Origin of the sequence: Microbispora sp. H10830 (assembly GCF_014161375.1) — a bacterium.
GTDB lineage: Bacteria > Actinomycetota > Actinomycetes > Streptosporangiales > Streptosporangiaceae > Microbispora > Microbispora catharanthi.
On record NZ_JABBWX010000003.1, the window covers coordinates 553,543 to 566,821 of the forward strand.

The window sequence follows — 13,279 nt, forward strand, 5'->3', positions numbered from 1 at the left end:
CGGAAAACGGGCCGGCGGGGGAGCTCCCTGGTCGGCTGGGATCAGCCGGTGACGAGTGTCAGTCCGTAGACCGAGAGGGCCTCGTTGACGGGCTGGAAGTAGGTGGTGCCGCCGGAGGAGCAGTTGCCCGAGCCGCCGGAGGTCATGCCCTGGGCCTGGCTGCCCGAGATGAACGAGCCGCCGGAGTCGCCGGGCTCGGCGCAGACGTTGGTCCGGGTCAGCCCGCTGACCGTGCCCTGCGAGTAGCGGACGCTGGCGTTGAGCTGCTGGACGGAGCCGCAGTGCCATCCCGTGGTCGAGCCGGACCGGCAGATCGACGAGCCCACGGGGGCCACGGACGAGCCCTTCACGGTGACGTTGCCGCCGCTGTAGTTGTTGACGTACGGCGTGACCGTCCAGTTGCTGTTGACAGCGGCCCACGAGTAGTCGTTGCCGGGGAACGAGTAGCCCTGGAAGCTGCCCATGGAGACCCGGTTGTAGCCGTACAGCGTGCTGCCGACGGTGGCGCAGTGACCGGCGCTGACGAAGCCGGGTGTGGTTCCCCTGCGTACGGAGAAGCCGATCGAGCACCGGGCCGAGCTGCCGATGTAGTAGGCGTCGCCGCCGCGCACGTTGTAGAAGGTCTGCGGCTGCTCGTTCGACTGCTCGACGCGTACGGCCGACTTGTCGGCGCCGCTCGCGGCCACGAACGCCGCGGCCTCTGCGGTGTTGGAGGACAGCACGACGACGCTGTTGCTGAGCACGTCGACGTACCAGACGGACGTGGAGGCGGGCGCGTCGGCGGCGGCCCGGTCCAGCGCGGCCTCGGCGGAGTCGAGGGCGGCGAGGTTGCGGCTGACGATCTTCGGCTGCGCGCCGGCGGCCAGCACCGCGCCCGCCTTGGAGGCGTCGGAGGTGGCGACGATGAAGCTCTCGGAGGTGGCGCCGGAGACCCAGGATCCGGCGTAGGCGTCGCCGATCGCGGCACGGACCTTGGCGTCGGTGGACATGGCCTTCGCCTCGTTGGCCAGGCGGGCGTTGACCTGGGCGGGGGTGAGCCCGAGGTCGCGCTGCATGGCGTCCACCATCGCGGGCGGGGGCTTGACGGCGGAGGAGGCGGGAGAGTTGCTCGGCTCGGCCATGGCGGGGGTGGCGACCGTGGCGAGGGCCGTGACGGCCAGAGCGCATCCGGCGAGTACGGTGCGTCTGTGGAGCATGTGGGGCTCTCCTTGTCTGTGGGGGGTGCCGTCAACGTAACCGACCTGCGCTGTCACGTGGATCTATCAGTTCGCCCCTATCACCGAGTTATGGAACCGCCCTCGTCTGAAGATTCGCTGGCCCGAAATTGGCGCCCTCGCAGGGCTCCGGCAAGGTCGCCTGGAGAGAGGTCACCGTGCCCGAGCGGTTCACCCGCGACGTGATCGGCGTTCCGGAGGCCACCCACGTAGTGATCATGGGCGGCATAAACCACATCGGCATGGGATCGGCCGTGGCGTCCGGCCGCTCCTGGGCACGCTCACGCCGATGACGGGCAGCTCTACACTGCGGGCCGGCGCCTGCCGCGAAGCGCGGGTCAGGCAGGCCGGCGAACGGCTACGCCAGGCCGTCGGCAGAGCGAACGCCGCCTGACGCGGCGCTTGTCTAGGGAACCGCTCCGTATTCGGGGTTGGTGACGAGCCAGTCGGCGTAGCGGGCGCTGCGCCGCACCGCGTCGGCGTACGCGGCTCTGGCGTGGGCGGCGACGACGGGGGCGGCGGCCCGCGCGCCGATCGAGTCGGCGTGCCAGCCGAGCAGGTGCCGCCAGCGCAGCGGCGCACCGGCCAGCGGCATCATGACCAGCCCGGCGGTGAGCAGGAAGGTGGCCTGGCACAGGGCGACGGCCTTGCCTACCCCGACCAGGTGCAGGCAGGTCGCCACATCCGTCTCGTAGATGGACTCGGGGACGAACCCGGCCCGGGAGCAGGCGGCGGCGAAGCAGTCGGCGAAACAGCCGTCGCCGGGGGCGACCGTCCAGCGTTCGTCGGCGAGGCTGGACAGCTCCAGTTCCTTCTCCCCCGCGAGGGGGTGGTCCTCGGACAGGAGCACGAAGACCGGGTCGGTGCCGACCGTGGTCCAGTTCATCGCCTCGGCAGGGGGAGGCGGGCTGTCGCCGCACGTCCCGAGCAGCACGAAGTCGAGCCGGCCTGCCACGGCGAGCGCGGTCAGCTCACCGGCCGACCAGGACGTGCGGGTGGTGACCGGGATGCCCGGCTGGTCGGCGGTCAGACGCTCGACGAGCCCGCCGAGTATGGGCCCGTTCGTCGCGCCGAGGCGGTAGCCGGGCAGCTTGACGGAGGTGTTGGCGAACCGGACCGCGTCCTCCTGGAGGTCCCGTACGGCGGGCAGCAGCACCCGGGCGCGGGCGAGCACCATCTCGCCGAGAGGAGTGGGACGGGCGCCGTTGCGGTCGCGTTCGAACAGCGGACCCCCGAGTGAGCGCTCGATGCGCTTGAGTTGCGCGGTGAGCGACGGTTGGGCGAGGCCGAGCCGGGTGGCCGCTTTCGTGACGCTCCCGGCTTCGGCGACCGCGTGCACGATTCTCAGGTGGCGGATCTCCAGATCCATAGTGGGACGGTACGACCCCGGTGGTATGGCCGCAATCCCGCATTGTCATGAAATCTGACTTTGGTCCGTGAGCTGTCGTCACCCCTGTGACGCCTGGTGCCCGTGAGCCGCCTGCCAGGGAGGCGGCGGCCGCGTGGAACGTGTTCTTACATGGGCTCCGGCCGCCTCTCGGCGCCTGGTTACCGGCTGGTAGGAACCCGTCCGGTGCAGCTTACTAGAACGCGTTGCAGTTCGCTGAGAGCCGTCGTAGGTTCGAGGCATGCGGACACGTGTCACCGACATGTTCGGTATCGAGTTCCCTGTCTTCGCGTTCAGCCACTGCCGGGACGTCGTCGCCGCGGTCAGCCGTGCCGGCGGCATGGGGGTGCTCGGCGCCCTGTACTTCACCCCGGAAGAGCTCGAGATCGAGCTGAAGTGGATCGACGACCACGTGGACGGCCGTCCGTACGGCGTGGACGTGGTGATGCCCGCCTCCTACGAGGGCGCGGACCTCGACGTGGACTCCCCGGCCGAACTGGTGGCGCGGCTGCAGGGGATGATCCCGCAGGGGCACCGGGCCTTCGTGGAGGACCTGCTGGCCCGGCACGGTGTCCCGCCGCTGGACGGCTCCGACTCCGGCAAGGTGCTGCTCGGCTGGACCGACGCGACCGCGCGGCCGCAGGTCGAGGTCGCGCTCCGGCATCCCATCGCGCTGCTCGCCAACGCCCTCGGCCCGCCGCCCGCCGACGTCGTGGAGCAGGCGCACGCGAAGGGCGTGAAGGTGGCCGCGCTCGCCTCCACGCCCCGCCACGCGATCAAACAGGTCGAGGTCGGTGTGGACGTCGTCGTGGCGCAGGGCACCGAGGCGGGCGGCCACACCGGAGAGATCTCCACGATGGTGCTGATCCCGCAGGTGGTGGACGCGGTGGACGTGCCGGTCCTGGCCGCGGGCGGCATCGGTTCCGGCCGCCAGATGGCCGCGGGCATGGCGCTCGGCGCCGAAGGCGTGTGGACCGGCTCGATCTGGCTGGCCGTGGAGGAGGCCGACACCTCCGAGACCGTGCGGCAGCGCATCATCGCGGCCACCTCCCGCGACACGGTCAGGTCGCGGAGCTGGACCGGCAAGCCCGCCCGCCTGCTGAAGAACGAGTGGACCGACGCGTGGGAGTCGGCCGAGTCGCCCGGCACGCTGCCGATGCCGCTGCAGTTCATGCTGATCTCCGACGCGCTGCGGCGGATCGGCAGATCGGACGCGACCGAGCTGGCCACGTTCCCAGCCGGTCAGATCATCGGCGCGATGAACCAGGTCAAGCCGGCCAGACAGGTCGTCTTCGAGATGGTGGAGGAGTACATCGAGGCCATGGAGCGCCTCGGCCGCATCACCGGCGACGGGTGACGCCGCGAGCGGCGGGGGCCCTCGCGCACCCGGTCACCCACCCCTGCCGCCCGCCGCCCCGCCTCCCTCGGTCGCTCGGCCGCTGCGATTTACTGGCGGTGCAGTTCCGCGAGCCGAGGGAGGATGCCGGGGATGAGTGGTGCCCGCGACGAGACCGTGGCGGAGGCCCCGCCCATCCCGCCGCCGATCAGGGGGAACGTCCCCGGCTCCTATGCTCTGAGCGTCTTCAGGGAGCGGCATCCGGTCCTCGTCCGCCAGGTCGCGCGGGCGCTGCCGTACCCGCCTGACCGGCGGCGCGCGCTCGACCGGCTGCTCGACGAGGTCGTACGCGACGTCATGGAGCCGCTGGAGCCGTCGGCGCACGACGGCGCCGCCTGGGCCGAGTGGGGACGCGGCAAGCTCGGCCGCCGCTACGTCGACGTGCCGTTCCTGTGGGGGGAGAGCTACTTCTACCGGAAGCTGCTTGAGGCCACCGGATACTTCGGCGACGGCCCGTGGCGTGGGGTCGATCCGTTCGGCCCCATGAAACAGGCCGAACTCGACGGCCCGGTCGTGGACGGGGAGCTGGCGGCGCTCGACGGGACGGCGGCGCTCTCCCCGGCCGAGCGGGCCGATGCGCTGCTGCTCGGCTCGCTCTGGGGCAACCGCGCGGACCTGTCCTTCGGCGTCACCCTCAAGGGCGACCGGGAGAGGGCGGCGGACCTGGTGGTGGACGACCGCCCGCTGCTGTGGTCGCTCATCGAGGCCGCCGCACCGGGAAGGATCTGCCTGGTCGCCGACAACGCGGGGCGCGAACTGCTGCCCGACCTCGTGCTGGCCGACCACCTCCTCGCCGGCGGGCTCGCGGGCGAGGTCGTCCTGCACGTCAAGCCCTTCCCTTACTTCGTGTCCGACGCCACCCCGGCCGACGTGCTCGCGTGCCTGCGGCGGCTCGCCGCGGCGCCCGGCAGGGCCGGAGAGGCGGGCGCCCGACTGTGGGGCGCGATGGAGGAGGGACGCCTCACGCTGCGGGCGCATCCTTTCGCCTGCGCGCCGCTGCCCTACGCGGAGATGCCGGACGACCTGCGGGAGGAGTTCGCGTCGGCCTCGCTGACCGTCATGAAGGGCGACCTGAACTACCGGCGGCTCGTCGGCGACCGGATGTGGCCGGCGACCACGCCGTTCGCCGCGGTCACCGCCTACTTCCCCGGGCCGGTCGTCGCGCTGCGCACGCTGAAGTCGGACGCGCTCGTCGGCGTGCCGGAGCGCACGCTGGCGGAGCTCGACGCGGCCGGCCGCCCATGGCGTACGACCGGCACCCACGCCATGGTCCAGGCCCGCCCCTGACCGGCTGCCGGATCCGTCCGCGTGCTCCGGCCTTCTCGTCCGCCGGCGCCGCGCTCAGGACACGCTCCTAGCCTTCCATGAGACGGGCCAGCCGGTCCCACGCCGGGGATGAGGCTCCGGGCTGGGTCCGCACGGCCAACCGGGCGACGGCAGGGTTGTGGACGGGCCGGGTCTCGGATCGGTTCCGGTGCCCGGCGAACCAGTTCCGCGTACGGTCCGCCAGGGCGGGGAGGCGGGGATCACTCGGCGGCCAGTCGTAGGCGGCGTCGTGTTCGAGGTAGAGAGCGCGAAACTCGGGGTCGGTCATGAGCTCGCGTTTCTCGGCGATCCACAGAGCTGCGTCCTCGGGTGAGGCGGTCTGCATGAGGATCCAGCCGTCGCGTTCCAGGCGGATCTGACGCTCGCTCACGCCTGATTCGCGCAGATCGTCGAGATGGTCGGCGACCTCCGGGGAGACGAAGAGCCGGTCGCCGCCGCGCAGCTGGGCGAGTTGTTCGCGGGTTCGCCGCAGCTGCGCGACGCGGTCGTGGAGGTCGCGGTCGATCTCGGCGATGGCCGCCGTGAGCGCGTCGGGGTCGGCGTCGAGGAGGTCCTTGATGCGGGCCAGCGGCACGCCCGCCTGAGCCAAGGTCCTGATCTTGACGAGGCTGACGGCGTCTTCGGCCGTGTAGCGCCGGTAGCCGGACGAGTCGCGGCCGGGCTCGGGGAGCAGGCCGCGCTCGTGGTAGTGGCGGATGGTTTTGATGGTCACTCCGGCGTAGTCCGCGAGCCGGCCAATCGTGATCATGCTGGACATCCTTTCACCGGACGGTCACGCCCGTCGGGTCAGGCGGCCGCCGCCGTTGCGGAAACGCGCTCGGCCGTCGCCGAGGTCGTGATAGGAGACGAGCAGCAGTCGCAGGTATCCGTCGAACGTCTCCAGTGGATATCCGGCGGGTGCGAAGAGGCCGGGCCGGATCGGCACGTAGCGCTGCGGCGGGGCGGAGGTCGTGCCACCGGCGAACTCGGTGAAGATCCGCTCCTGTGACTCGTCCGCCGGCTCGTACGTCGTCCGCTCCTCGAGCTGGCCGTCCACCTCGCGGACGTCGATGCGGAGCTGGTTGGAGCGGTAGGTGCCCACGTAGGGGGTGAGGTCGACGTCCTGTTCCGATTCGGTGATCAGAGTGGGGATCCGGACGCCGAGACGCTCGCTCAGGAGCCGCTGCAGGAGCTGGTCGTGCAGCACGATCGCCCCCGGAGTGTTGCCGAAGGCGGCGAAGACCAGGTCGTGTTCGGGGACGACGCACAGGATGGACACGCCGCCGGGCGACGCGCCCGACATGGCGAGCACGGTCGTGTCGCCGAACGGGTACCGCACCCAGCCCAGGCCCATCGGCGGGACGTTCGGGGTCGCCATGTCGTACGCGACCTGCTGCATCAGCGCGGTCGACTCGGCCGACAGGACACGTGCGCCCGATGGGGACAGACCGCCCGCGAGGTGGGTGCGCCCGAAGGCGAGCAGGTCGGCGATGGTGCCGGTCGGTGTGCCGCCGGCCGGCCCCCAGGTGTCGGGCAGCATGAACATGCCTGTGGGCCGTGTCGCCATCGTCTCGGGATCGGGAAAGTGACCGATGGCCGTGCTGCGAAGGATGGCCTGCTCTGCCGAGGTGCTGGAGTTCTTCATGCCGACGGGTGCGTAGACGTCGCGCTCGAGCAGCTCGGGGAAGGGCGTGCCGGTCACCACTTCCAGCAGACGGCCCGCCACGATCATGCCGCCGTTGCTGTAGCTGAGCCGCTCGCCGGGTTCGAACAGCGTGCCGCAGCCGCTCGCCAGGCCGTGGACGTAGCTCTTCAGAGCGTCGCGGCCCTTGGCGTCGGGGAAGAACAGGTCCGCGTCGATGCCGTTGGTATGCGAGATGAGGTGCCGGACCAGGATCTTGTCCGCCGCGCCCGGTGTGGTCAGGGCGAAGTCGGGGAGGTGCTTCACCACCGGCGTGTCGAGGTCCAGCAGTCCCCGGTCGACCTGCTGCAGGACCAGCGTGGTGGTCAGGACCTTGGTGACGGAGCCGAAGAGGAATCCGGTGTCCTCGAGCATCGGGGCGCCTGTGGCGGTGTTCGCGGTGCCGTGGGCGACGACGACCTGCTCGCCGGCGTGGTGGACGCCGGCGACGAACCCGGGGACGTCGGCGGACGCGCAGTAGGCGGCGGCCTGCTCGCGGATCTGGGCTTCTACGGTGTGCAGCGCGTTGTCGTTCATGCGGAACATCGTCGAACCTTGACCCTGGGGCAAGGTCAAGAGACGGAGTGGTCGCCCGCGGGGAAGCGCCTCAACGCCCCTGGTACACCGGCGGGCGCTTGTCGCGGAAGGCGCGGGAGCCCTCCTTGGCGTCCTCGGAGCCGATGACCGGCCAGCCGATCGCGTCGGAGACCTTGAAGGCCTCGGCCTCCGGCATGCCCAGGGTCTCGCGGTAGGCGCGCAGGATCGCCTGGACGGCCAGCGGCCCGCAGGCGGCCACCTGGCCGGCGAGCTCGCGGGCCGCCGCGAGCGCCTGGCCGTCCGGCACGACCCGGTTGACCATCCCCATCGCGAGCGCCTCGGCCGCCGTGATCGCCCTGCCGGTGAGCAGCACGTCCATGGCGAACGCGTACGGGATCTGGCGCGGCAGCCGTACGGCGCTGCCGCCCATCGGGAACAGCGCCCGCCGCGCCTCGAACAGCCCGAGCGTGGCGCTCTCGCCGGCGACGCGCAGGTCGGTGCCGACGAGCAGTTCGGTGCCGCCCGCGACGGCGTACCCCTCGACCGCGCACACGATGGGCTTGGCGGGCAGCGCCTCGGGATCGCGCAGCAGGCCCTTCCAGTGGTAGTCGGCGATCTCGGCGGCACGGCGGCGCACCCGCTCGTCCTCGGACGGGGTGCCCATGGCCTTGAGGTCGGCCCCGGCGCAGAACGTTCCTTCCGCGCCGGTGAGGATGCCGACCCGCACCTCCGGCTCGTCCGAGATGTACTGCCATGCCTCGGCGAGCCCCACCAGCATGTCCTGCGAGAGCGCGTTCCTGGCCTCGGGCCGGTCCATCGTGACGATCACCACGTGACCGTCGCGCTCGATCCGGCAGTGCGGGGTGCTGATGGGCAGGAGCTCCACAGGTGTCCTCCAGCTGGGTGGCGTCACCAGTTCGATCAAACGCTTGTTAGACATGGCGTGCGGGGTTAGTCTGCCCGCAAGAACTAGAACCGATTCTCATCTGAGTCGCTCCGCATTGCCAGGTCTTGTCAGCGTCGTGCCGGCGTGCTTCACTTCGGGGCCGCTCACGCCGCGGACGCCCCGGCAGTGCGGCCATAAAGGGAGCTGGCATATGGGCTCACTCGGTTTCTGGAGACTTGCGCAGGCCGACCCGGCGTGGATCGCCGCGGTCGATCCCGACGGAACGCAGCACCCCGCGGGCGAGCTGCTCGCCAAGGCCAACCGCGTGGTCCACGGCCTGCGCGAGCTGGGCCTGCGTCCCGGGGACGGCATCTGCGGCCTGCTGCCCAACGGCGCGGACGGTCTCGTGCTCTACCTCGCCGCCCTGCAGGCGGGGTGGTACTACACCCCGGTCAACTGGCACCTCACCGGGCCCGAGATCGGCTACATCGTCGCCGACAGCGAGGCCGCCGCGTTCTTCGCCCACGAGCGGTACGCCGCGGAGGCGGTCAGGGGCGCCCAGGAAGCCGGGATCGCCGCCGACCGGTGCTTCTCCTACGGCGAGGTCGAGGGCTTCCGGCCCGTGGCCGAGCTGACCGACGGCAGGCCGGACAGCACACCCCCCGACCGTACGGCCGGGGCCACCATGCACTACACCTCGGGCACCACCGGCAGGCCGAAGGGTGTGCGGCGCGCGCTCACCGGCCTCGACCCCGACGACTCCGCCGAGTTGATGACGGGGCTGCTGCGGCTGTTCGGCGTGACCCCGGGCCGGCCGAACGCCCACCTGGTCACGTCGCCGAGCTATCACACGGCGGTCACCCAGTTCGCCGGTACGGCGCTGCACATGGGGCACACGCTTGTCTTCATCGACAAGTGGGACGCGGAGGAGACCCTGCGCCTGTGCGAACGCCACCGCGTGACGAACTCCCACATGGTGCCGACGCACTTCAAGCGGCTGCTGTCGCTGCCCGAGGAGACGCGGCGCTCCTACGACCTGTCGTCGCTGCGCTGGATGATCCACGCCGCCGCGCCCTGCCCGGTGCCGGTCAAGTGGCAGATGCTGGAGTGGTGGGGCGACGTGATCTACGAGTACTACGCCGCCACCGAGGGCGGCGGCACGATCGCCACTCCCGAGGACTGGAAGAAGCGGCCGGGCACGGTCGGGAAGGCCTGGCCGGGCAGCGAGCTGCTGATCGTGGACGACGAGCTCGCGCCGGTGCCCGCGGGCACGCCCGGCACCGTCTACATGAAGATGGGCATCTCCTTCGAGTACAAGGGCGACCCGGAGAAGACCGCGGCCAACCGGCTGCGCGATTACTTCACCGTCGGGGACATCGGCTACCTGGACGAGGACGGCTTCCTGTTCCTCTGCGACCGCAAGGCCGACATGATCATCTCGGGCGGGGCCAACATCTATCCGGCCGAGATCGAGAAGGAGCTCATGGTCCACCCGAAGGTGGCCGACGTGGCCGTCTTCGGCATCCCGGACGACGAGTGGGGCGAGCGCATCATGGCCGTCGTCGAGCCCGCGCCCGGCGCCGTCCCCGGGCAGGAACTGGCCGCGGAGATCGTCCTTTCGCTGGAGGGCCGCCTGGCCCGCATGAAGTGGCCGAGCGTGGTCGACTTCATCGACGAGATGCCCCGCGAGCCGAACGGCAAGCTGCTCAAACGCAAGCTCCGCGCCCCCTACTGGGAAGGCAGGGACCGTGCCATCTGACATGTCCGAGGACCTGGTCGCGACGCACGTCCTGGAGTTCCCCGGGGGTTACACCCGGACGACCGGGCCGGTCATCGGGCGGTTCCTCACCGAACTGCGCGACCGGCGGCTCGTCGGGGTCCGTACGGCCGGGGGGCGGGTGCTGGTGCCGCCGCTGGAGTACGACCCGGACACGGGCGAGCCGGTCACCGAGGAGTACGTGGAGGTCGGGCCGGCCGGGACCGTCCAGGCGTGGGCCTGGGTGGACTCCCCGCGCCCCGGACACCCGCTCGACCGGCCGTTCGCCTGGGCGTTGATCAGACTCGACGGCGCCGACACGGCCCTCGTCCACGCCGTGGACGCGGGGAGCCCGAAGGCGCTGCGGCCGGGCATGCGGGTGCGCCCGCGCTGGCGGGCCGCCACCACCGGGCACATCACGGACATCGAGTGCTTCCTGCCCGAGGTCGCCTCGCTCGTCGCGCCCGTGCGGGCCGAGTATCGCGTCACGCCGGGCCGGGCGCTCACCCGGTTCCTGGAGGGCGTGCGCGACGGGAGGTTCGTCGGCGGCAGGTGCGCCGAGTGCGCCGCCGTCTACGTGCCCTACCGCGAGTCGTGCCCCGCGTGCGGCTCGGTCGTCGAGGAGGAGGTGGAGGTCGCCGACACCGGCACGGTCACCACCTTCGCGATCAACAACCTGCCCGACCCCCGGGCCCCCGAGGTGCCGTTCGTCTCCGCGTACGTGCTGCTGGACGGCGCGGACACGCCGATGATCACGCTGATCGGGGGGGTGCCGGCGCACGAGGTGCGGCAGGGCATGCGGGTGCGCGCCGTGTGGGTGCCGCCCGAGGAGCGGACGCTGTCGATGACCAACGTGAAGTGGTTCGAGCCGACCGGGGAGCCGGACGCCGACCTCGACGAAAGCGGAGGTGGTGCCTGATGCGGGACGTCGCGGTCGTCGCCTTCGCCCAGACCGTCCACACCGGCCACGACACCGGGCTGGCCGAGCCGGAGCTGCTGCTGCCGGTGATCGACGAGGTCAAGCGGGCGACCGGGCTGAAGAGGTTCGGCTTCACGTGTTCCGGCTCGTGCGACTACCTGGCCGGGGCGCCGTTCTCGTTCGTCTCGGCCCTCGACGCGGTCGGCGCCTGGCCGCCCATCAGCGAGAGCCACGTCGAGATGGACGGCGCCTTCGCGCTGTACGAGGCGTGGGTGCGGCTCCAGCACGGCGACATCGACACCGCGCTGGTCTACGGCTTCGGCAAGTCGTCGATGTCGGACATCCGGGAGATCATGACGCTCCAGCTCGACCCGTACTATCTGGCGCCGCTCGGGCTCGACCAGGTGTCCTATGCCGCCCTGCAGGCCGCCGCCGCGGGCGCCGACCGGGCCGTGCTCGACGAGATCGTACGGCGCAGCCGCGCGGACGGCCGGGCCAACCCGTACGCCCTCGACCTGCCGGATCCTTCAGGGGAGGAGTTCGAGGTCGAGCCGCTGCGGCCGTACGACGTCGCGCCGGTCACGGACGGGGCGGCGGCCGTGGTGCTGGCCGCAGGGGACCGCGCCCGTGAGCTCGCCGGGCGGCCCGCCTGGATCACCGGCATCGCGCACCGCGCCGAGCCCCACTACCTGGGCATGCGCGACCTCTCCCGGTCGGTGTCCACCGCCGACGCGGGCCGGGCGGCCGGGGTGGGCAAGGGCCCGGTCGACGTGGCGGAACTCCACACCCAGTTCAGCCACGAGGAGCCGATCCTGCGCGAGGCGCTCGGCCTGTCCGCCGGCGTGACGGTCAACCCGTCGGGCGGGCCGCTCGCGGCCAACCCGGTCATGGCCACCGGCCTGATCCGCGTGGGCGAGGCGGCCCGGCGGATCCTCGACGGCTCGGCCGGCCGCGCGGTGGCGCACGCCACCTCAGGACCGTGCCTGCAGCAGAACCTCGTCGCCGTGCTCGAAACGTCCGCGTAGGGAGTCGCCGTGGGAAACCGCTGTGCCGTCATCGGCGTGGGCCAGACCCGCTACCAGACCAGACGGCGGGACGTGTCGCTGGCCGGGCTGGTCCGCGAGGCCGCCCTGCGGGCGCTCGAGGACGCCGGCCTGACGTTCGCCGACATCGACGCGGTCGTCATCGGCAAGGCCCCCGACCTGTTCGAGGGCGTGATGATGCCGGAGGCGTACCTCGCCGACGCGCTCGGCGCGGCCGGCAAGCCGGTGATGCGGGTGCACACGGCGGGCTCGGTCGGCGGCTCGACCGCGCTGGTCGGCGCGTCGCTCGTCCAGGCAGGGGTGCACGGGCGGGTGCTGGTGGTCGCCTTCGAGAAGCAGTCGGAGTCGAACGCCACCTGGGCCCTGACCACGCACCTGCCCTTCAACGCCTCCCTCGTCGTGGGCGCGGGCGGCTACTTCGCGCCGCACATCAGGGAGTACACGCGCAGGTCGGGCGCGCCGGACCACATCGGCACGCTGGTCGCGGTCAAGGACCGGCTGAACGCGTTGAAGAACCCGTACGCCCACCTGCGCATCCCCGGGATCAACCGGGAGATGGTCGAGTCGACCCCGATGCTGTGGGAGCCGATCCGCTACCTGGAGACCTGCCCGTCGTCCGACGGCGCCTGCGCGATGGTGCTCGCGGCCGAGGACAAGGTGACCGGCACGCCCGCCTGGATCCACGGCACGGCGATGCGCTCGGAGCCCATCATGGTGGCGGGCCGCGACGTCGTCAGCCCGCGGGCGGGCCGCGACTGCGCCGCCGACGTCTACCGCCAGGCCGGGGTCACCGATCCGCGCCGGGAGATCGACGTCGCCGAGGTGTACGTTCCGTTCTCCTGGTATGAGCCGATGTGGCTGGAGAACCTCGGCTTCGCCACCGAGGGGGAGGGCTGGAAGCTCACCGAGGCCGGGTGCACGGCCCTCGACGGCGACACCCCCTGGAACGCCTCCGGCGGCGTGCTGTCGTCCAACCCGATCGGCGCCTCCGGCCTCATCCGCTTCGCCGAGGCGGCGCTCCAGGTGCGGGGCATGGCGGGGGAGCACCAGGTCGAGGGCGCGCGCCTCGCGCTCGGCCACGCGTACGGCGGAGGCGCCCAGTTCTTCGCGATGTGGATCGTCGGCAGCAGTAAACCCTGAGCGCGGGAGGTCCGC

The 13,279-nt window shown here is 71.7% G+C and carries 11 protein-coding genes; 6 read left to right on the forward strand and 5 right to left on the reverse strand.

The features are described from left to right. Window positions 1-41: 41 nt before the first annotated feature. Together HHX35_RS11785 and HHX35_RS11790 are read right to left on the reverse strand one after the other, a co-directional pair. Window positions 42-1,196, reverse strand: a complete 1,155-nt coding sequence (locus HHX35_RS11785; protein WP_139578639.1) for a S1 family peptidase — start codon at window positions 1,194-1,196, stop codon at window positions 42-44. Window positions 1,197-1,620: 424 nt separating this feature from the next. After that, window positions 1,621-2,583, reverse strand: a complete 963-nt coding sequence (locus HHX35_RS11790; protein WP_139578638.1) for a LysR family transcriptional regulator — start codon at window positions 2,581-2,583, stop codon at window positions 1,621-1,623. 259 nt (window positions 2,584-2,842) lie between these two features. Between HHX35_RS11790 and HHX35_RS11795 the strand changes: the two genes are divergently transcribed. Both HHX35_RS11795 and HHX35_RS11800 read left to right on the forward strand, forming a co-directional pair. Continuing rightward, window positions 2,843-3,958, forward strand: a complete 1,116-nt coding sequence (locus HHX35_RS11795) for a nitronate monooxygenase family protein (protein ID WP_139578637.1) — start codon at window positions 2,843-2,845, stop codon at window positions 3,956-3,958. A gap of 132 nt (window positions 3,959-4,090) precedes the next feature. After that, window positions 4,091-5,284 carry a damage-control phosphatase ARMT1 family protein gene (locus tag HHX35_RS11800; RefSeq protein ID WP_182898845.1) on the forward strand — a complete coding sequence of 398 codons (1,194 nt, stop codon included), beginning with the start codon at window positions 4,091-4,093 and terminating at the stop codon, window positions 5,282-5,284. A gap of 67 nt (window positions 5,285-5,351) precedes the next feature. Here the strand turns inward: HHX35_RS11800 and HHX35_RS11805 are convergent, their stop codons facing one another. The 3 genes from HHX35_RS11805 to HHX35_RS11815 all read right to left on the reverse strand — a co-directional run bounded on the left by HHX35_RS11805 (window position 5,352) and on the right by HHX35_RS11815 (window position 8,406). Beyond that, window positions 5,352-6,071, reverse strand: coding sequence for a MerR family transcriptional regulator (locus HHX35_RS11805; protein WP_182898846.1), 720 nt, complete (start codon window positions 6,069-6,071; stop codon window positions 5,352-5,354). 24 nt (window positions 6,072-6,095) lie between these two features. Continuing rightward, window positions 6,096-7,520, reverse strand: a complete 1,425-nt coding sequence (locus HHX35_RS11810; RefSeq protein WP_220505265.1) for a serine hydrolase — start codon at window positions 7,518-7,520, stop codon at window positions 6,096-6,098. A gap of 70 nt (window positions 7,521-7,590) precedes the next feature. Then, window positions 7,591-8,406, reverse strand: coding sequence for a crotonase/enoyl-CoA hydratase family protein (locus HHX35_RS11815; protein WP_310739036.1), 816 nt, complete (start codon window positions 8,404-8,406; stop codon window positions 7,591-7,593). Window positions 8,407-8,617: 211 nt separating this feature from the next. Between HHX35_RS11815 and HHX35_RS11820 the strand changes: the two genes are divergently transcribed. The 4 genes from HHX35_RS11820 to HHX35_RS11835 are packed head-to-tail and all read left to right on the forward strand — an operon-like array spanning window position 8,618 to window position 13,264. Continuing rightward, window positions 8,618-10,165, forward strand: a complete 1,548-nt coding sequence (locus tag HHX35_RS11820; RefSeq protein ID WP_182898849.1) for an acyl-CoA synthetase — start codon at window positions 8,618-8,620, stop codon at window positions 10,163-10,165. Window position 10,166: 1 nt separating this feature from the next. Continuing rightward, window positions 10,167-11,081 carry a Zn-ribbon domain-containing OB-fold protein gene (locus HHX35_RS11825; protein ID WP_182898850.1) on the forward strand — a complete coding sequence of 305 codons (915 nt, stop codon included), beginning with the start codon at window positions 10,167-10,169 and terminating at the stop codon, window positions 11,079-11,081. Continuing rightward, window positions 11,081-12,106: a thiolase domain-containing protein gene (locus tag HHX35_RS11830; RefSeq protein WP_182898851.1), complete on the forward strand. Its 1,026-nt coding sequence runs from the start codon at window positions 11,081-11,083 to the stop codon at window positions 12,104-12,106. The genes HHX35_RS11825 and HHX35_RS11830 overlap by 1 nt, the downstream gene beginning before the upstream one ends. Before the next feature lie 9 nt (window positions 12,107-12,115). Beyond that, window positions 12,116-13,264 (forward strand): thiolase domain-containing protein, encoded by a 1,149-nt coding sequence (locus HHX35_RS11835; RefSeq protein ID WP_182898852.1) that lies wholly within the window; start codon window positions 12,116-12,118, stop codon window positions 13,262-13,264. The last annotated feature ends 15 nt before the right edge of the window (window positions 13,265-13,279 follow it).